Origin of the sequence: Bathymodiolus thermophilus thioautotrophic gill symbiont (assembly GCF_003711265.1) — a bacterium.
Classification (GTDB): Bacteria; Pseudomonadota; Gammaproteobacteria; order PS1; family Pseudothioglobaceae; genus Thiodubiliella.
This window is the reverse complement of record NZ_CP024634.1, coordinates 2,498,333-2,516,088: the sequence shown is the minus strand read 5'-3', so window position 1 is coordinate 2,516,088 and position 17,756 is coordinate 2,498,333. Positions and strand designations below refer to the sequence as shown.

General features: G+C 38.6%; 22 protein-coding genes. 21 read left to right on the top strand and 1 reads right to left on the bottom strand.

All coding sequences use genetic code 11. The features are described from left to right. Positions 1-9: 9 nt before the first annotated feature. From rplE to MS2017_RS09050, 20 genes are all read left to right on the top strand, one after another. Entirely contained in the window at positions 10-561 is a 552-nt protein-coding gene (gene rplE, locus MS2017_RS09145; protein WP_122951980.1) for a 50S ribosomal protein L5, read from the top strand. Further along, positions 554-859, top strand: coding sequence for a 30S ribosomal protein S14 (rpsN, locus tag MS2017_RS09140; RefSeq protein WP_071564508.1), 306 nt, complete (start codon positions 554-556; stop codon positions 857-859). Before rplE ends, rpsN begins: the two co-directional genes overlap by 8 nt. 13 nt (positions 860-872) lie before the next feature. After that, positions 873-1,268: a 30S ribosomal protein S8 gene (gene rpsH, locus MS2017_RS09135; RefSeq protein WP_071564507.1), complete on the top strand. Its 396-nt coding sequence runs from the start codon at positions 873-875 to the stop codon at positions 1,266-1,268. Positions 1,269-1,280: 12 nt separating this feature from the next. Next, a complete protein-coding gene (rplF, locus tag MS2017_RS09130; protein ID WP_122951979.1) occupies positions 1,281-1,826 on the top strand; it encodes a 50S ribosomal protein L6 in 546 nt (181 codons plus the stop codon). A gap of 17 nt (positions 1,827-1,843) precedes the next feature. Next, positions 1,844-2,185: a 50S ribosomal protein L18 gene (gene rplR, locus MS2017_RS09125; RefSeq protein WP_122951978.1), complete on the top strand. Its 342-nt coding sequence runs from the start codon at positions 1,844-1,846 to the stop codon at positions 2,183-2,185. Positions 2,186-2,210: 25 nt separating this feature from the next. Continuing rightward, entirely contained in the window at positions 2,211-2,729 is a 519-nt protein-coding gene (gene rpsE, locus MS2017_RS09120) for a 30S ribosomal protein S5 (RefSeq protein WP_071564504.1), read from the top strand. Then, a complete protein-coding gene (gene rpmD / locus MS2017_RS09115; RefSeq protein ID WP_071564503.1) occupies positions 2,729-2,950 on the top strand; it encodes a 50S ribosomal protein L30 in 222 nt (73 codons plus the stop codon). The genes rpsE and rpmD overlap by 1 nt, the downstream gene beginning before the upstream one ends. Before the next feature lie 28 nt (positions 2,951-2,978). Continuing rightward, positions 2,979-3,413: a 50S ribosomal protein L15 gene (gene rplO, locus MS2017_RS09110; RefSeq protein ID WP_122952256.1), complete on the top strand. Its 435-nt coding sequence runs from the start codon at positions 2,979-2,981 to the stop codon at positions 3,411-3,413. Between the two features lie 4 nt (positions 3,414-3,417). Then, complete coding sequence (gene secY / locus MS2017_RS09105; RefSeq protein WP_071564502.1) at positions 3,418-4,713, top strand: preprotein translocase subunit SecY; 1,296 nt, start codon at positions 3,418-3,420, stop codon at positions 4,711-4,713. A gap of 13 nt (positions 4,714-4,726) precedes the next feature. After that, the gene (gene rpmJ / locus MS2017_RS09100) at positions 4,727-4,840 is read left to right on the top strand and encodes a 50S ribosomal protein L36 (protein ID WP_071564501.1); all 114 of its coding nucleotides are present in this window, start codon (positions 4,727-4,729) and stop codon (positions 4,838-4,840) included. Between the two features lie 136 nt (positions 4,841-4,976). Further along, on the top strand, positions 4,977-5,330 hold the full coding sequence (rpsM, locus tag MS2017_RS09095; RefSeq protein WP_071564500.1) for a 30S ribosomal protein S13: 354 nt from the start codon (positions 4,977-4,979) through the stop codon (positions 5,328-5,330). A gap of 15 nt (positions 5,331-5,345) precedes the next feature. Then, positions 5,346-5,729 (top strand): 30S ribosomal protein S11, encoded by a 384-nt coding sequence (gene rpsK, locus MS2017_RS09090; protein ID WP_010646231.1) that lies wholly within the window; start codon positions 5,346-5,348, stop codon positions 5,727-5,729. A gap of 9 nt (positions 5,730-5,738) precedes the next feature. Continuing rightward, positions 5,739-6,365, top strand: a complete 627-nt coding sequence (gene rpsD, locus MS2017_RS09085) for a 30S ribosomal protein S4 (protein ID WP_071564499.1) — start codon at positions 5,739-5,741, stop codon at positions 6,363-6,365. A 10-nt stretch (positions 6,366-6,375) separates the two neighbouring features. Next, positions 6,376-7,356: a DNA-directed RNA polymerase subunit alpha gene (locus MS2017_RS09080; RefSeq protein WP_071564520.1), complete on the top strand. Its 981-nt coding sequence runs from the start codon at positions 6,376-6,378 to the stop codon at positions 7,354-7,356. A 14-nt stretch (positions 7,357-7,370) separates the two neighbouring features. After that, positions 7,371-7,760 carry a 50S ribosomal protein L17 gene (gene rplQ, locus MS2017_RS09075; RefSeq protein WP_071564498.1) on the top strand — a complete coding sequence of 130 codons (390 nt, stop codon included), beginning with the start codon at positions 7,371-7,373 and terminating at the stop codon, positions 7,758-7,760. Positions 7,761-7,771: 11 nt separating this feature from the next. Beyond that, entirely contained in the window at positions 7,772-7,987 is a 216-nt protein-coding gene (gene rpsU / locus MS2017_RS09070; RefSeq protein ID WP_010646224.1) for a 30S ribosomal protein S21, read from the top strand. A gap of 31 nt (positions 7,988-8,018) precedes the next feature. Then, positions 8,019-8,465: a GatB/YqeY domain-containing protein gene (locus MS2017_RS09065; protein ID WP_122951977.1), complete on the top strand. Its 447-nt coding sequence runs from the start codon at positions 8,019-8,021 to the stop codon at positions 8,463-8,465. A gap of 197 nt (positions 8,466-8,662) precedes the next feature. Next, the gene (locus tag MS2017_RS09060; protein WP_122951976.1) at positions 8,663-12,673 is read left to right on the top strand and encodes a beta strand repeat-containing protein; all 4,011 of its coding nucleotides are present in this window, start codon (positions 8,663-8,665) and stop codon (positions 12,671-12,673) included. A gap of 249 nt (positions 12,674-12,922) precedes the next feature. Continuing rightward, entirely contained in the window at positions 12,923-13,927 is a 1,005-nt protein-coding gene (locus tag MS2017_RS09055) for an IS5 family transposase (protein ID WP_122950936.1), read from the top strand. A 364-nt stretch (positions 13,928-14,291) separates the two neighbouring features. Further along, entirely contained in the window at positions 14,292-15,071 is a 780-nt protein-coding gene (locus tag MS2017_RS09050) for a sulfite exporter TauE/SafE family protein (protein WP_122951975.1), read from the top strand. Positions 15,072-15,194: 123 nt separating this feature from the next. Here MS2017_RS09050 and mpl read toward each other — a convergent pair whose 3' ends face one another. After that, positions 15,195-16,502 carry a UDP-N-acetylmuramate:L-alanyl-gamma-D-glutamyl-meso-diaminopimelate ligase gene (gene mpl / locus MS2017_RS09045; protein WP_122951974.1) on the bottom strand — a complete coding sequence of 436 codons (1,308 nt, stop codon included), beginning with the start codon at positions 16,500-16,502 and terminating at the stop codon, positions 15,195-15,197. A gap of 68 nt (positions 16,503-16,570) precedes the next feature. Here mpl and MS2017_RS09040 point away from each other — a divergent pair, with 68 nt between their 5' ends. Next, positions 16,571-17,644, top strand: coding sequence for a tRNA nucleotidyltransferase/poly(A) polymerase-related protein (locus MS2017_RS09040; RefSeq protein WP_122951973.1), 1,074 nt, complete (start codon positions 16,571-16,573; stop codon positions 17,642-17,644). Positions 17,645-17,756: the final 112 nt, after the last annotated feature.

Sequence of the window (17,756 nt, the reverse complement as noted above, 5' to 3'; positions counted from 1 at the left end):
GAAAATACCGTGTCTAGATTACAAAAACAATATAAAGAAGAAATTCTACCCGCTCTACAAAAAGAGTTGGACCAAAAGAATCCAATGGCAGTGCCTAAGATTGAAAAGATTACCATTAATATGGGTCTGGGTAGTGCGCTAGGTGACAAGAAAATTTTGCAAAGCGCATTAGAAGAAATGAGTTTAATTTCAGGTCAAAAACCAATGACCTGTATTGCACGCAAATCAGTAGCGAGTTTCAAGTTAAGAGAAGGTAATGCTATTGGTTGTAAAGTAACATTGCGCAAAGAAAAGATGTATGAATTCTTAGATCGCTTAGTTAATATCGCAATTCCGCGTATTCGTGACTTTCGTGGCTTAAATGAGAAATCATTTGATGGTCGTGGCAATTACAACATGGGTTTAACTGAACAAATCGTATTCCCTGAAATTGATTTCGAAAAAGTAACAAGAGTGCGTGGTATGGATATTGCTATTACTACTAGTGCACAAAATAATGAAGACGCTAAGAAACTATTAGCAATGTTTAATTTCCCATTTAAGGATAAAGAAAATGGCTAAAAAGTCTATGATAAACAGAGACCTTAAGCGCACTAAGTTGGTTGCAAAATACCGCACTAAGCGCCTTGAGTTAAAGAGAATTATTAAAAGCGTAAATACTTCTGACGAAGAACGCTTTCAAGCAACGATTAAGTTGCAGGCATTGCCGCGTGACGCTTCGCCAACCAGACAACGCAGTCGTTGTGGTTTGACAGGTCGTCCACACGGTTTTTATCGTAAGTTTGGTTTGGCTAGAATCAAACTTAGAGAACGCACCATGAACGGCGAAGTTCCTGGTTTATCTAAAGCAAGTTGGTAGGAGGTAATAGATTATGAGTATGTCTGATCCCGTAGCTGATATGTTAACCCGCATTCGTAATGCACATATGGTTGAAAAGAAAGAAGTTAACATTCCAGCATCAAGTTTAAAGTCTGCTATCGCAAGTGTGATGCAGCAAGAAGGTTATATTGAATCGTTTAGTGTTGCTGGTGAAAAAGCCACTAAGACTTTGACTATTAAGTTAAAGTATTATGATGAAAAACCTGTTATTGATTCGTTGAAAAGAATTTCAAAGCCAAGTTTGCGTGTATATGCAAAGAGTACTGAAATGCCAAGTGTTATGAATGGACTAGGTATTGTTATTGTTTCAACACCCAAAGGTGTAATGACTGGACAAAAAGCAGCAACCCAAAATGTGGGTGGTGAAGTTTTGTGTAGCGTTTCTTAAAGGAGTTATAAGATGTCTAGAGTTGCAAAAGCACCAATCGAAATTCCAGCAGGTATTGAAGTATCGTTAAAGGATTCTTCAGTGGCAGTTAAAGGTAAGTTAGGCCAAATGCAGATGAATGTTCATCCATTGGTAACAATTACCAATACAGACAATGTTTTAACATTTGCCATTGCCAAAGTTGATAAGAAAGATGAAAAGAAAGCATGGGCGCAAGCGGGTACTGTTAGAGCCAATATGGCGAACTTGATTCAAGGCGTTTCAGAAGGTTGGATAAAAAAATTAACCCTAATTGGCGTTGGTTATCGTGCCAAATCAATGGGCAAGGTATTAGATTTAACATTGGGTTTTTCACATCCTGTTCAGTATGCATTACCAGAAGGTATTACTGCTGAGACACCTTCTCAGACTGAGATTGTTGTTCAGGGTATGGACAAACAAAAAGTAGGTCAAGTGGCTGCTGAAATTCGTGCCTTTCGTCCACCAGAGCCTTATAAAGGCAAAGGTGTTCGTTATACTGATGAGTATGTGGTTCGTAAAGAAGCTAAGAAGAAATAATTAATTAAGGTAATTGTATGAAACTTTCTAAAAAACAAGCGCGTTTAAGAAGAGCAACTAAGTTTAGAGCAAAGCATGCTGAGAAAGGTGTTGAGCGTTTATGTGTGCACAAAACTGCCCAGCATATTTATGTGCAAGTGATTAGTGCTTGTGGCACAAAAACTTTGGCTTTTGCTTCTAGCTTAAAAGAGAAGAATGGGGGCAATGTAGCAGCAGCAACAAAGATTGGTGCTGAGATTGCCAAGGCAGCGAAAAAAGTAAAGGTAACAAAGGTTGCATTTGATCGATCTGGCTTCAAATACCATGGTCGTATTAAGGCATTAGCAGAAGCAGCTAGAGATGGTGGCTTGGACTTTTAAAAAAAATTATAAAAAGGCATAGAGAATGGCAGATTTTAGAAAAAATAATAAAGAAGAAGGTGATGATTATATTGAAAAATTGGTCAATATTCGTCGCGTTGTAAAAGTAGTTAAAGGTGGTCGCATCTTTGGCTTTTCTGCATTGGTTGTTGTAGGTGATGGCAATGGTAAAGTAGGTTATGGTACGGGTAAAGCTCGTGAAGTGCCTGTTGCCATCCAAAAAGCAATGGACAAAGCAAGAAAGGCAATGAAGAGTGTGCCACTTAAAGATGGTACACTTTATTACCCTATTACTTCTAATGTTGGCGCTGCCAAAGTTTATATGCAACCAGCATCAGAAGGCACAGGTGTTATTGCTGGTGGCCCAATGCGTAGTGTATTAGAGGCAGTTGGTGTGCACAATATCTTGGCAAAATGCAACGGTACACGCAACCCTATCAGTGTTGTTCGTGCAACAATTGAAGGCTTAACCTCAATGTCATCTCCGCAATTAGTTGCAGCCAAGCGTGGTAAAACTGTTGAAGAAATCAGGGGAGAGGCATAATGACTGAAGAGAAAAAAGTAGCAGCAAAAAAAACTGCAACTAAAAAAAGTACAGTAAGCGTAACTCTGGTTAAGAGTTTTCATGGTCGCTTACCCTCTCATCGTGCAACAGTAACAGGTCTTGGACTTAAGCGTATTAATCATACAGTAGAATTGGTTGATACGCCTGAAGTAAGAGGCATGATTAATAAAATATCGTACCTACTTAAGATTGAAGACTAAGGTAAACAAGGATTAAATTATGAATATTATGCAACTCAATACATTGGCACCTGCAGAAGGCGAAAAAAGAGACAGAAAGCGTGTTGGTCGTGGTATCGGCAGTGGCTTTGGTAAAACTTGTGGTCGTGGTCACAAAGGTCAAAAGTCTCGCTCAGGCGGGTTTTCTAAAGTTGGTTTTGAAGGTGGTCAGATGCCATTACAGCGTCGTTTACCTAAAGTGGGCTTCTCTTCGCGCGTTTCAATTATCACTTCTCAAGTAACCTTGTCTGAACTTAATAAGTTAGACGAAAAAGAAATTACTCTTGAAGTGTTGAAGCAACACAACTTGGTGACCAAAAATATTAAGCGTGTTAAAGTTATGCTTTCTGGTGAAATTACTAGAGCAGTAACATTGACAGGCATTAAGGTAACTAAAGGCGCAAAAGCAGCAATTGAAGCGGCCAAAGGTTCGGTAAGCGAGTAATCTTATGAGTCAATCTGGAATTTCTCAAGATTTATCGAAGCGCATCCTCTTTTTATTGGGTGCGTTAATCGTTTTTAGATTGGGCACACACATTACTATTCCATTTATATCGTCTACTGCATTAGCATCACTTGTGCAAGATCAGCAGGGTACAATTTTGGATATGTTTAATATGTTTTCTGGTGGTGCACTAGAAAGATTGTCTATTTTTACATTGGGCATTATGCCTTATATCTCAGCATCAATTATTATTCAGTTAATGACTTCGGTGGTGCCAAAGTTAGAGCAGCTTAAAAAAGAAGGGGAAACGGGCAAGCGTAAGATTACACAATACACACGCTTAGGTACAGTGGTACTGGCAGTATTTCAATCGTATGGTATTTCCATTGCTTTGCAATCACAAAGTGCTGGTGGTGTAGATTTGGTCACCAATGCTGGCTTTACATTCAGTTTGGTAACCGTGGTAACGCTTACTACAGGCACACTATTTTTAATGTGGTTAGGTGAACAAATTACAGAAAAAGGTATCGGTAACGGAATCTCTATGATTATTTTTGCAGGCATTGTTTCAGGCTTGCCTTCGGCGATAGGCTCGACATTGTCGTTGGTTTCCACGGGTGAATTGGCGGTTATTTTGCTGGTGGTATTATTAGCAATGACATTATTGGTAACTGCTTTTGTTGTCTTTATGGAGCGTGGGCAACGCCGCATTACTGTGAATTATGCCAAGCGTCAACAAGGTCGTAAAATGGTAGGCGGACAAAGTTCATACTTGCCACTTAAAATTAATATGGCAGGTGTTATTCCACCAATTTTTGCCTCTTCAATTATTTTATTTCCAGCAACTTTAGGCGGTTGGTTTTCTCAATCAGAAGGTATGGGTTGGTTGGCTGATTTGACTGCGAGTATTTCTCCCGGTCAGCCATTGTATGTTATGTTTTATGGTTTGGCCATTGTGTTTTTTACATTTTTCTATACCGCATTAACTTTTGATGCAAAAGACATGGCGGATAATTTACGCAAGTCTGGTGGCTTTATTCCGGGTATTCGCCCAGGTCAGCATTCAGCAGATTATATTGACGCAGTAACATCGCGTTTGACAGCAACAGGTGCAGTTTATATTACTGCGGTTTGTTTGCTACCAGAATTTTTGATTTTATATTGGAATGTACCGTTCTATTTTGGTGGCACCAGTTTGTTAATTATTGTTGTTGTAGTAATAGATTTTATTACACAAGTGCAATCACATTTAATGTCCAACCAGTATGAGTCATTAATGAAAAAATCAGGTTTAAACTAGAGGGGTAAGTATTATGAAAGTAAGAGCATCAGTTAAGAAAATTTGTAACCATTGTAAAATTATCAAGCGTCACGGTGTCGTGCGTGTTATTTGCAAAGAGCCTAGACATAAACAAAGACAAGGCTAATTGGGAATTGACAGAGCAAAGTTAACAAGGTATAATTGCTCGTTTTGAAAATTTTAATTTGTTACTATTTTAAATAAGAAATTATTAGGGCAGATTTTAATAAAACTTAAAGATATAGGATATAAGGAAAAGGTAAATGGCTAGAATAGCAGGAATAAATGTTCCAACACATAAGCACATTGTTATTGGCTTACAGTCAATTTTTGGCATTGGTGCTACCCGTGCACAAGCAATTTGTATAGAGCTTAAATTAGACCCAAGCACAAAAGTTTTGGATTTGGCTGAAGATCAGTTAGAACTCATACGTGGCGCGGTTGCAAAATTTGAAGTTGAAGGTGATCTTCGTCGTCAAATTGCAATGGACATCAAGCGCTTAAAGGATTTGGGTTGCTACCGTGGTATTCGTCACAGAAAATCATTGCCACTTCGTGGTCAAAGAACCAAAACAAATGCTAGAACTCGTAAGGGTCCTCGTCGTTTAATTAGATAATTATAGGAATTTATTATGGCACAAGCTCCAACAAAGAAAAAATCAAAAAAAGTCGTTACTGACGGTATTGCGCATATCCATGCAACATTTAACAACACCATCGTTATGATTACAGATCGTCATGGCAATGCAGTTTGTTGGGCGACCTCAGGTGGCTCTGGTTTTAGAGGTTCTAGAAAATCAACACCATTTGCCGCACAAGTTGCTGCTGGCAATTGTGGTGAGAAAGCACTGGCTTTTGGCATGAAGAATTTAGAAGTTCGTGTTAAAGGCCCTGGACCTGGTAGAGATTCAGCCATTCGTGGCTTGAATGCACAAGGTTTAAAAATTCAATCAATCACAGATGTAACGCCAATCCCTCACAATGGTTGTCGTCCTTCTAAGAAACGCAGAGTATAAGGATAAATTATGGCTAGATATACTGGACCCACTTGTAAATTAGCTCGTCGCGAAGGCACGGACCTATTTCTAAAAAGTGGCATTAGATCATTAGATTCTAAATGTAAAGTAACACAATTACCAGGTATGCACGGTGCAACTGCTCGTCAAGCCAAAGGTACTGAGTATGGCTTGCAGTTACGCGAAAAGCAAAAAGTTAGACGCATTTATGGCATCTTAGAAAAGCAATTCCGCTCATATTACAAAAAAGCCTCTCAAAGGAAAGGTTCAACAGGTGAAAACCTCTTGTCTTTATTGGAGTGTCGTCTTGATAATGTGGTTTATCGCATGGGTTTTGGATCCACGCGTGCTGAATCTAGGCAATTGGTTTCTCATAAGTCTATTTTAGTAAATGGTTTAGTGGTTAACATTCCTTCTTATCAAGTGAGTGCTAATGATGAAATTTCTATTAGAGAAAAAGCAAAAAAACAAAGTCGCATTCAATTAGCTGTGGAATTAGCCCAACAAGGCGAGCAAGCAGAATGGATTGAAGTTGACACCAAAGCACTGAAAGGTGTGTTTAAAAATGTGCCTGCTCGTGATGATTTGTCATCTGATATTGCAGAACATCTAATTGTTGAATTATATTCAAAATAAGGGACATATTATGCAAGGAAATGCAAGAGATTTTTTAAAGCCGAAGTTGGTTGAATTAACAGAGACGGCGAATAATCAATATAAGGTTGTTCTTGAGCCTTTGGAAAAGGGTTTTGGTCATACGCTAGGTAATGCATTGAGAAGAACTTTATTGTCTTCTATGGTGGGTTCGGCAATTACTGAAGTGGCGATTGAAGGGGTGATGCATGAGTTTTCAGCCATTGATGATGTTCAAGAAGATGTGCTGGATATTTTATTAAACCTTAAAGAAGTTTCAGTTGCTTTAAACACTTCTGAATCAGCAGAGGTTGTCATTGATAAAAAAGGCCCTTGTGAAATTACAGTGGCTGATATTGAAGCAAATGGCACCGATGTTGTTGTCTTTAATAAAGACAAAGTTATTGCCACCATAAACGCTGGCGGTCATATGCGTATGACACTTAAGATCGGTACTGGTATTGGTTATGATGCAGCTGTTGCGCGTGATGATGAAGCATCAGCCATTGGTGGCATGCAGTTGGATGCAAGTTTTTCACCAATTAAGCGTGTTAGTTTTACGGTTGATGCGGCTCGTGTTGATCAAAAGGTTAATCTTGATAAACTTAATATTGAATTAGAAACCAATGGTTCCGTTAATGCCGAAGAAGCAATTAAGCGTGCAGCAACAATTTTACAAGACCAGTTGTCTTCATTTGTTGAATTGGAATTAGTTGAAGAAGAAGAGGCGTTGCCAACTTCAGATGATTTTGATCCACAATTGTTGGCAGCGGTTGATGAATTAGAGTTGACAGTGCGTAGTGCAAACTGCTTGAAAGCCGAGCAAATTTACTACATTGGCGACCTAATTCAAAAATCTGAGCAAGACTTGCTAAGAACACCTAATTTAGGCCGTAAGTCGTTGAATGAAATTAAAGAAGTATTAACTGATAAAGGTCTAGAATTAGGCACAGCCATTGAAAATTGGCCACCAGTTGATTTAATGAGCGAATAATAAAGGATTTTATAATGAGACATAGAAAGTCAGGTAGACAACTAAATCGTAACTCTTCTCATCGTAAGGCGATGTTTAAGAATATGGCAAATTCATTATTTCTTCATGAAACAATCAGGACGACTTTGCCAAAAGCAAAAGAACTTCGTCGTGTTGTTGAGCCGTTAATTACCAAAGCCAAAATAGACAGTGTTGCCAATCGTCGTCACGCATTTGCAAGATTACGCGATGATGCAATGGTTGCCAAGTTGTTTACTCAGCTAGGCCCATTTTACAAAAGCCGCCCTGGCGGTTATATCCGTATTCTTAAAGCTGGTTTTCGTACTGGCGATAAAGCGCCAATGGCGATTGTTCAATTAGTTGATTTCGATAGCACAGAGGCTAACGATTCTACAGACTCATAAAGGAAACCCCTATGCCTTCAATTAAAGTAAGAGAAAACGAACCATTTGATATTGCACTAAGACGCTTTCGTCGTACATGTGACCGAGCAGGTGTTATTACTGATGTTCGTAAGAAAGAATTTTATGAAAAGCCAACTTGGGTGAATAAGCGCATGAAGGCAGCAGCAGTCAAGCGCACACACAAAGAAATGGCTAAAAATCGTATCCACAGAAAGCGTATGTACTAGTTGTTTTTTTGGTAACAAATTATAAAATTTTATGCCTGAATTAAAAAACCGCATTACTGACGATATGAAGTCAGCAATGAAAGCCAAAGATAAAGACGCCTTAAAGGCCATTCGTATGATTCTAGGTGCAATCAAGCAAATAGAAGTAGATGAGCGTATTGAGTTAGATGATACACAGGTGTTGGCTGTTATTCAAAAAATGGTTAAGCAGCGTAAAGACTCAATTTCACAATTTCAAGCAGCCAATCGTAGCGATTTGGTTAAGGTTGAGGAGGCGGAGCTTGTTATTATCAATAACTATATGCCTGAACAGTTTTCAGAAGATGAAATTTCTGTAGTCGTAGATAAAGTGATTGCTGATTCCAATGCATCTTCTATGCAAGATATGGGTAAGTTAATGGGGTTGCTCAAGGGTCAATTAGCGGGTAAGGCTGACATGGCTGTGGTGTCAAAACTAATCAGATCTAAACTCTCTTAAAAATTCTAGAATATTAGACAATTGAAGTCCAAGTATTGGATTGAATGAATGTGATATGACAGCATTAGTCTATATTAAACTGGAATAAGCGCAGGTGTTAATAAAAAAAATTACATATTAAAAATACCATTAGGTCTTTTTTTTAAAAAATTAATCAAGATATGGTTGTGTCACAAAAAGTAAAATGAGGGCAAAGTATGCAAGATATTCAAGCAAAAACACAACAACAAGTTGTGGCACTACAAAATGAAGCACAAAAAGCTGCCAATAAACTTAACGAAGAAGTGGTTACCCTTGCCAAGGGTATTCAGCACATTCAAACTCAAGCTGGCATAGCTTACCAATTAAACCCCAAAGATGTTGATACTAAAAAGACCGGCCTAATTGCCAAAAAGGTTGATAATGATTTAGAGGTGGTATTAGAAGAAAGCATTATTATCTTTGACAACTATTTTACTATTTGTGAGACTGATTTATCTTGCTTGGTTTCTCTACCCATCGAAGACGGTGGACTTTATCATATTGTTGCTGATGCCTTCTTTACTTTAGAAGATGGCACCCAAGTCGTCTATTTTTATGGCAAACAATCCATTGTTGCCACAGAATCTAGTGCAGTAATAAGCACAGACGATAATCAAAGTTTCTCTGATGTTATTACTTCAAATATAGGAATCGTGGCTGCCGTTGTGGTTGTAGCCGTTGTGGTTGCTGTCAGTGGCAGTGATAGTGGGGATACAACAGCACCTGAACTCACATTCACTTTAGCGAATGACACAGGTTCATCAGATAGCGATAACATTATCAGTAATGGCGCAATTACAGTTATTGGTTTGGAAGAGGGTGTAGTTTGGCAGTACTCCATTAATGGTGGCACTAACTGGGTTAACGGTACAGGCAATAGTTTTACGCTGGATGAAGGCACCTATAATGTTGATGCTATTCAGATTAAACAAACCGATGCAGCGGGCAACACTTCAAGTGTTGTTAAGAACACCTCTGCTATTATTGTAGACACCACTCCACCAACAGCTCCAATATTTTCTTTTACAGATACAGGTTCATTAGGCAACGATAACATTACCAATAATGGCACAATTACAGTTACTGGTTTGGAAGAAGATGCAACTTGGCAGTATTCCATTAATGGTGGCACTGATTTTACTAACGGCACAGGCAATAGTTTTACGCTGAATGAAGGCACCTATAATGTTGATGCTATTCAGATTAAACAAACCGATGTAGCGGGTAACACTTCAAGTGTTGTTAAGAATGTCTTGGTTATTGTTGTAGACACTACCTTACCAACGGCTCCAATATTTTCTTTTACAGATACAGGCTCATTAAGCAACGATAACATTACCAATAATGGCACAATTACAGTTACTGGCTTGGAAGAAGATGCAACTTGGCAGTATTCCATTAATGGTGGCACTGATTTTACTAACGGCACAGGCAATAGTTTTACGCTGAATGAAGATATCTATGGCGTTAATACCATTCAGATTAAGCAAATTGATGTAGCGGGCAACACTTCAAGTGTTATTAAGAACACCTCTGCTATTGTTGTAGACACCACCCCACTAACGGCTCCAATATTTTCTTTTACAGATACAGGTTCGTTAGACAACGATAACATTACCAATAATGGCACAATTACAGTGACTGGCTTGAAAGAAGATGCAACTTGGCAGTATTCCATCAATGGCGGCACTGATTTTACTAATGGCACAGGCAATAGTTTTACGCTGAATGAGGGCACCTATGGTGTTGATGCCATGCAGATTAAGCAAACTGATATAGCGGGCAATGCCTCGATTGTTAAGAACACCTCCACTATTGTTGTAGATACCTCAGATCCTTTATTTACCAGTGCAGCGACTGCTGATTTGGAAATAAATACTACTATCGAAACCGTTGTTTACGATGCTCAAGCAAGCAATCTTAGTAGTGGTGGTAATGCAGATGACGGCATTACTTATCATATAAAAAATGCAAACACCAGTAAATTTGCGATTACTGCTGATACTGGAATAGTCACTTATAAGACCATACAAACGACAGTGCATAATGACACAGTGAACATTATTGCCACTGATGTTGCAGGCAACACAACGGATCAGACTGTTGTTGTGTCGGTAATAACCCCGATTTTTGCACAAGGTTTTGTTATTAATGGTCAAAGTGCTAGGGATTATAGTGGACGCTCAGTCTCTTTAGCAGGCGATGTTAATGGCGATGGCTTAGATGATTTAATTATTGGTGCCAATGAGGCGGATCCCTATGGTAAGACTGATGCAGGTAAATCTTATGTCGTGTTTGGTAAATCTGATGGAGCCGTTGCTAATTTATCGGACATAGCCTTAGGCACAGGCGGCTTTGTTATTAATGGTGAGAAGGGTTATGATCTTAGTGGCACCTCAGTATCCTCAGCAGGCGATGTCAATGGCGATGGCTTAGATGATTTAATTATTGGTGCTAATAAGGCGGATCCCGATGGCAGGACTGATGCAGGTAAATCTTATGTCGTGTTTGGTAAATCTGATGGAGTCGTTGCTAATTTATCGGCCTTAGGCACAGGCGGCTTTGTTATTAATGGCGAAAATATTGGAGATTGGAGTGGTCACTCAGTTTCTTCAGCAGGCGATGTTAATGGCGATGGCTTGGGTGATTTGATTGTTGGTGCTTCTTATGCAAGTCTTAGTAATAAAAACTCTATAGGTAAATCCTATGTCGTGTTTGGCAAAGCTGATAAAACCGCTGTTAATTTATCCACCATAGTCGCTGGCACAGGCGGCTTTGTTATTAATGGCGAAAATATTGGGGATCACAGTGGCTTTTCAGTCTCCTCGGCAGGCGATGTCAATGGCGATGGCTTGGATGATTTGATTGTTGGCGCTCCTTATGCAAATTTTGGTGATAAAACCGATGCAGGTAAATCCTATGTCGTGTTTGGCAAAATTGGTAAAACCGCTGTTAATTTATCCACCATGGCTTCAGACAAAACTGGCTTTGTTATTAATGGCGAAAATGCTGGGGATTACAATGGCATTTCAGTCTCCTCAGCAGGCGATGTCAATGGTGATGGCTTAGATGATTTGATTGTTGGTGCTTGTAGGGCAGACCCCAATGGTAGAGACAAAGCAGGTAAATCTTTCGTCGTGTTTGGCAAAGTTGATGTGAACGCTGTTAATTTATCCACCATAGTCGCTGGCACAGGTGGCTTTGTTATCAATGGTGAGAATGCTGCTGATTGGAGTGGTTATTCAGTCTCCTCAGTAGGTGATGTCAATGGCGATGGCTTAGATGATTTGATTGTTGGTGTTAAAGAGGTAGGTACCAATAGTAAAGGCGATGTAAGTAAATCCTATGTTGTGTTTGGCAAAGTTGATGTGAACGCTGTTAATTTATCAACCATAGCCGCTGGCACAGGTGGTTTTGTTATCAATGGCGAGAATGCTGGGGATCGGAATGGCACCTCAGTCTCCTCAGCAGGCGATGTCAATGGCGATGGTTTGGATGATTTGATTATTGGTGCTTATCAAGCAGGCTTCAATAATAAAGACAAAGCAGGGAAATCTTTCGTTGTGTTTGGTAAAACCGATACAGAGGCTGTTAATTTAACAGATATTAGTGCTGGCAAAGGTTCCATTGTCCATGCCATTGATTTTCAAGGTGATGATGCTAACAACACGCTAACAGGTGCTTCTGTTGATGAGTTGTTTGTTGCTGGTTTAGGTGATGATATTTTAACGGGTAACGGTGGCACCGATGTCTTTAACGCAGGCAAGGGTAATGACACTATTGTTATTAATGCAGATAACCTTGCTAAACTCTACAGCAAGGTGCTTAGCAGTCATTTGCTCGCCCGTGTTGATGGGGGTGGTAATACTGATACACTAAAATTAGCAGGTGCTAATCTAAACCTAGATCTTACGCGAATAGACAGTGGCCGCATTCAAGACATTGAGATTATTGATTTGACAGGTTCAGGTGATAATACTTTGAAACTTAATCTGAATGATTTGCTGGATATTTCCAGCACAACCAATGTTCTTAAAGTGATTGGTAATTCAGGTGATGAAGTTGAGGTAACTGGATTTAGCAAGTCAAGTGTAGAGAGTGTCGATGGGGTTGTTTATGATGTGTATAGTAATGCCAATGCCTCTACTGCAAAACTGTGGGTAGATCAAGAGTTAGCAATAATTTGAGACCTTTGCATAAATATAAATAATCATCAAGCACCCACTTTTCACCCACTTAAGACCTTTGTATTAGACATAAATATTAACCAATACTATTTTCAAAAATAAAATGGCACACAATCTAACTTCCCTCCATTTAAGACCCCTGCATTAAACTAAAAAACCCAACAAAAAATCACAAATCAACCCTCAAAACCTTATGCAAACATTAGAATTTATGATAAAATACTATAATTATCAGACACTTACAAAAAAATGCGAGTTAAAACCACTCAAGAACAAACCTTTGCTGATAGTTTTATCAACATACCAAACTCCCAACTAGACATCATTAACAAAGTTATCGATTGGGAAGTTATAGCCAAAGATCTGTCTCATATTAAAGTTGACTATTCTGCTGTTAGTCTGTTTAAAGCGCTATTAATAGGCACATGGCACAATCTCTCTGATGAGAAGTTGGCTGATAGTCTTAGTAGAGATTTAGTCTTTATTAACTTTTGCAACTTTAGCCTAAGTGGCAACAAACCTGATGCTACAACCATTGGCAGATTTAGAACCAAACTAATCAAACAAAATCTATTTGATAGACTTTTGAGTAGCATCAATCTTATGCTTGAGAATAATCAACTCAAACTCTCTAATGGCAAACATGTTGCCATGGATGCAACCTTAATTCAAAGTGCTAGACGCACTAAGAAGATTATTACAACACACAAAACTGGTGAGGTTTATGAGATTGATAGTAACCCAATTCAATATTCAGATGATAAAGATGCAAGATGGACATTTAAGGCGGGAAAATACACTTATGGATATTCATCAGTAGTAACAACTGATGCCAATGGATTAATTAACAAAGCCACTACGCACCCTGCTAATGATAGTGAAATGACTCATTTTGAAGAAAATGTTAAACAGGCAGGCAATCAAAAAGGCGTAAGAGTTTTATACGACAAAGGAGCAGCCTCTCAAGCTAATAGTGAAGCACTTAAAGCACAAAAGTTAAGAGATGGTATTATGCGCAAAAAACCCAAAGGCAAGCAAATGAGTCATTGGAATAAATTACGCAATAAAGCAATCAGCAAAAGAAGGTTTGTGGTTGAGCGCACCTTTGGTACGCTCAAACGCACTTATGGTTTGGCAAGAAGTCGTTATATTGGTTTAGAGAAAGTTGCCAGCGAAGTTAATCTTAAAGCTATTGCTTATAATCTAGTTAGAGCGGCGAATGTTTATATTAACAAGGGATTAAATACAACCTAGGGATTATTGTGTCTTTTTTGTGGAAACAGTACAAAAAAGAGTAAAAAATGAGCGATTTATAGTTGATATTGATGATTTTTTTAATGAAAGCTGGGTTTTATATGTTTTTTGACTTTGAAAAGTCAAAAATTGAGGGTTTTGGGTTTTGATGGTTGGTTTTAGGGTGCTATGCAGGGGTCTTCATTTGTAAATTTTTGTAGAGCCCATCTTAGCCCTGCTAGGATAGGTTCTATAAAAATACAACTGAATAAAATTTGCCCTTTATTCGGCACTCATGTCTAATGTAGAGGGGCACTTGAGGTAAGAATGAATGCTAAATTGTCTGGTTTATTTTTAAAAATGGTATTATTATTGAGGTGCGCACTTGTTTGAACTAATTCTATTACTACTGCTTGGTATGTTTTCTGGCTTTATGGCAGGTTTGCTGGGTGTTGGCGGTGGTTTGATCATCGTACCAGCGTTATTGTATTTATTGGCAGGAAGTGTTGAGCAATCTATTTTAATGCAAACAGCTGTGGGTACGGCGTTAGCGGCGATTGTTTTTACTTCGCTTTCCAGCGTTTGGGCACATCATCGTCACGGTGCAATTTATTGGCATTATTTTATTAAACTGACGCCAAGTATTTTATTGGGTGCCTTTAGTGGTGCAATGATTGCTCAATATTTGAGTTTTGATTTTCTGCGAATTTTCTTTGCAATTTTTGAAATAGTAGTGGCGTTAATTATGTGGTTTGGCATTAGTGCTTCTGGGCATGTAGATAATTTAAGTCGATGGACTTGGGTGGCAACAGGCTATGTTATCGGTTTTATTTCAGCCATTGTTGGGATTGGTGGTGGCACAATGACCACGCCATTTTTAACTTATAATAAAGTTGCCGTTAAAAATGCCATTGCTACTTCGGCGGCTACTGGACTACCGATTGCAATGGCAGGTAGCATGGGTTTTATTATGGCTGGTTGGCATACGAATACTGAGAACAGTTTGGGTTTTGTGCATATTGAAGCGTTGTTGAGTATTGCGCTAATGAGTGTAATTTTTGCACCATTTGGCGCTAAAGTTGCACATAGCATAGATGGCGGTCAACTTAAAAAGCTTTTTGCCTTGCTTTTGGCTGTATTAAGTATGGTTGTTTTGAGTTTTTAGTTGTTGTAATACCACTTTTAAAAAAATAAACCATCATGAATCCACTTTTTACTAACTTGGCGATTTTTTAAACCCAGCCTTAGCCCTGTTTGGAAAAAATTGAATTTTGTTAATTATCCATATTTATACAAAGGTCTCTTTAAAGGTAATTTTATTAAAAATATCGTCAAATCCCCCATTGGACATTACCACAAAATGACCGTGTGGTATTTTTGCCAATTCTTCAACAATCTCATCAACTGAGTTAAATAACATTGATTCATCAAATAAAGTGCCGATGTCCCATATTTGAGTATCAGGTTTTAGAATAAAAATTTGATCAGCAGCACTTAATGCTGCAACTAGACTTTGTTGATGTATGCCAGCTTTCATGGTATTGGATCTTAACTCCAAAATGGCAATAATCTTGTCATCGCCTATTTTTTTGCGCAAACCCTCAAGTGTGGTTTGTATGGCACTAGGGTGGTGGGCAAAATCATCGTATAAAGTAATTGCTTGAGTTTGGTACTTGACTTCTAAACGGCGCTTAACCCCTTGAAAGTTATTTAACGCCTTACAGGCCACAGAAAATGGCACACCTACATGATGTGCTGCATAAATGGCACACAGTCCATTTTGCATATTGTGTTGACCCAGTAAATGCCAATCAACTGTTTCACCTTCAACTTTGAATGAGGTGCCTTTTTCACTGATTGATAGCGTTGCATTGGGTAATGTTTGTTGTTCTGAATAAAGCCCCATGGTAATCACTTGATCAATATTTTTATTATTTTTTGGATGCACAATCAGCCCTTCTTTTGGCACAGTACGAAGTAGATGGTGGCATTGTTTTTGAATATCTTTAAGTGAATCAAAAATATCGGCATGGTCAAACTCAAGATTATTAAGTACCAAAGTTTTAGTATGGTAATGCACAAACTTTGAACGCTTATCAAAAAAAGCAGTGTCGTATTCATCTGCCTCAATCACGAAAAAATTAGAATCAGTTAACCGTGAAGAGACGCCAAAATTTTCAACCACACCACCAATTAAAAAACTCGGATTGTAACCCGCATCTTCTAAAATCCACGCCAACATACTGGCAGTCGTCGTTTTTCCATGTGTACCAGCAACGCTGAGCACCCATTTATTGTGTAATACATTGTCACTTAACCACTGTGCGCCTGAAGTATAAGTGTATTGTCGGCTGAGAATTTCCTCCACACATTCATTACCTCGTGATAAGGCGTTGCCTATAATATAAACATCTGCTAGTGGCAAATCATCTACGCTGTATCCTTGTGTGTAATTAATATTTTGTTCATTAAGTTGAATGCTCATTGGCGGATACACACCTTGATCCATTCCAGTTACCTGATGCCCCATTTGTTTGGCAATCAGCGCCAAAGAGCCCATAAATGTACCAGCAATACCAAGAATATGAATGTGCATTAGAGTTGCCCTTTAGATAAAATCAATTCGTGTATTATAGGCAAATCTTATTTTGATTTATTACAAGTATGAAAAAGTATTTAGTTGGCGGTGCGGTTCGTGATCAATTATTAGGTATTGCCAATGAGCATACTGAGAAAGATTGGCTTATTGTTGGCTCATCCCCTGAGGAAATGTTAGATTTGGGTTATCGGCAAGTAGGCAAAGAATTTCCGGTATTTTTACACCCCGGAACGCAAGAAGAATATGCGCTTGCCAGAGTTGAGCGTAAAGTCGGCAAAGGCTATAAAGGCTTTGAATTTGACACTTCTAAATCTGTTACCCTTGAGCAAGATTTATCCCGCCGTGATTTAACCATCAATGCCATTGCACAAAAAAATGATGAATTGTTTGACCCATTTAATGGGCAAGTTGATTTGGACAATGGATTGCTTAAACATGTGTCTGTTGCTTTTGTTGAAGATCCTGTGCGCATTTTGCGTGTAGCACGCTTTGCTGCACAATTTAAGGCATTTGGCTTCAAGGTGGCACACGAAACGCATCAATTAATGAAAGATATGGTTGTTTCGGGCGAGGTGGATGCCCTAACGCCTGAACGGGTTTTTAAAGAATTAGACAAATCCTTAGCTGGTGATACACCCGCTGCTTTTTTTAAAGTATTGTCCGCTTGCGGGGCGTATGAAAAAGTGTTTTCACCGCTTAAATCTTGTCCTCCACAAAACCATCAAAATGCTTTTGAATTTTTGGATAATCTACCCACGAGTGAGCCGGCTATTAAATTTAGCATATGGCTGAAAGATGAAGACCCAAAGGCGCTTGATGCATTGTGCAAACATATTAAATGCCCAAAAAAATATGAACAACTGGCAAAACTGGTGAATACAACTTATCAATTTGCCGCTAAGTTTAAAACTCAATCTAGCGATGAAGTATTTAATTTTTTTGCAAAAACTGATGCACTTAGACGACAAGAGCGATTTGCAGAACTACTGACAACTTTTGCATTGATAGGTATTGATGTTAGTCGCATAGTTGAACTCAAAGATTTGTTGAATGCAATTGATACTTCTAGTCTTGATAAGCATAATATTGCCCAGGTAATTCAGCAGCAAAAATTATCTATCATTGAGGCCTTTGTATAAATAATCATCAAGAATCCACTTTTCACCCACTTGGAAATTTTTTAAACCCCACCTTACCCCATTAGAACAAGGTCTAATAAAATCATCAATTAGGCAAAAATTGAGTTTTGCT

Bases quoted from the DNA above. Each gene is read 5' to 3' on its own strand.
- rpsN (WP_071564508.1), top strand. From the start codon at position 554: ATGGCTAAAAAGTCTATGATAAACAGAGACCTTAAGCGCACTAAGTTG.
- rpsH (WP_071564507.1), top strand. From the start codon at position 873: ATGAGTATGTCTGATCCCGTAGCTGATATGTTAACCCGCATTCGTAAT.
- rplF (WP_122951979.1), top strand. From the start codon at position 1,281: ATGTCTAGAGTTGCAAAAGCACCAATCGAAATTCCAGCAGGTATTGAA.
- rplR (WP_122951978.1), top strand. From the start codon at position 1,844: ATGAAACTTTCTAAAAAACAAGCGCGTTTAAGAAGAGCAACTAAGTTT.
- rpsE (WP_071564504.1), top strand. From the start codon at position 2,211: ATGGCAGATTTTAGAAAAAATAATAAAGAAGAAGGTGATGATTATATT.
- rpmD (WP_071564503.1), top strand. From the start codon at position 2,729: ATGACTGAAGAGAAAAAAGTAGCAGCAAAAAAAACTGCAACTAAAAAA.
- rplO (WP_122952256.1), top strand. From the start codon at position 2,979: ATGCAACTCAATACATTGGCACCTGCAGAAGGCGAAAAAAGAGACAGA.
- secY (WP_071564502.1), top strand. From the start codon at position 3,418: ATGAGTCAATCTGGAATTTCTCAAGATTTATCGAAGCGCATCCTCTTT.
- rpmJ (WP_071564501.1), top strand. From the start codon at position 4,727: ATGAAAGTAAGAGCATCAGTTAAGAAAATTTGTAACCATTGTAAAATT.
- rpsM (WP_071564500.1), top strand. From the start codon at position 4,977: ATGGCTAGAATAGCAGGAATAAATGTTCCAACACATAAGCACATTGTT.
- rpsK (WP_010646231.1), top strand. From the start codon at position 5,346: ATGGCACAAGCTCCAACAAAGAAAAAATCAAAAAAAGTCGTTACTGAC.
- rpsD (WP_071564499.1), top strand. From the start codon at position 5,739: ATGGCTAGATATACTGGACCCACTTGTAAATTAGCTCGTCGCGAAGGC.
- MS2017_RS09080 (WP_071564520.1), top strand. From the start codon at position 6,376: ATGCAAGGAAATGCAAGAGATTTTTTAAAGCCGAAGTTGGTTGAATTA.
- rplQ (WP_071564498.1), top strand. From the start codon at position 7,371: ATGAGACATAGAAAGTCAGGTAGACAACTAAATCGTAACTCTTCTCAT.
- rpsU (WP_010646224.1), top strand. From the start codon at position 7,772: ATGCCTTCAATTAAAGTAAGAGAAAACGAACCATTTGATATTGCACTA.
- MS2017_RS09065 (WP_122951977.1), top strand. From the start codon at position 8,019: ATGCCTGAATTAAAAAACCGCATTACTGACGATATGAAGTCAGCAATG.
- MS2017_RS09060 (WP_122951976.1), top strand. From the start codon at position 8,663: ATGCAAGATATTCAAGCAAAAACACAACAACAAGTTGTGGCACTACAA.
- MS2017_RS09055 (WP_122950936.1), top strand. From the start codon at position 12,923: ATGCGAGTTAAAACCACTCAAGAACAAACCTTTGCTGATAGTTTTATC.
- mpl (WP_122951974.1), bottom strand. From the start codon at position 16,502: ATGCACATTCATATTCTTGGTATTGCTGGTACATTTATGGGCTCTTTG.
- MS2017_RS09040 (WP_122951973.1), top strand. From the start codon at position 16,571: ATGAAAAAGTATTTAGTTGGCGGTGCGGTTCGTGATCAATTATTAGGT.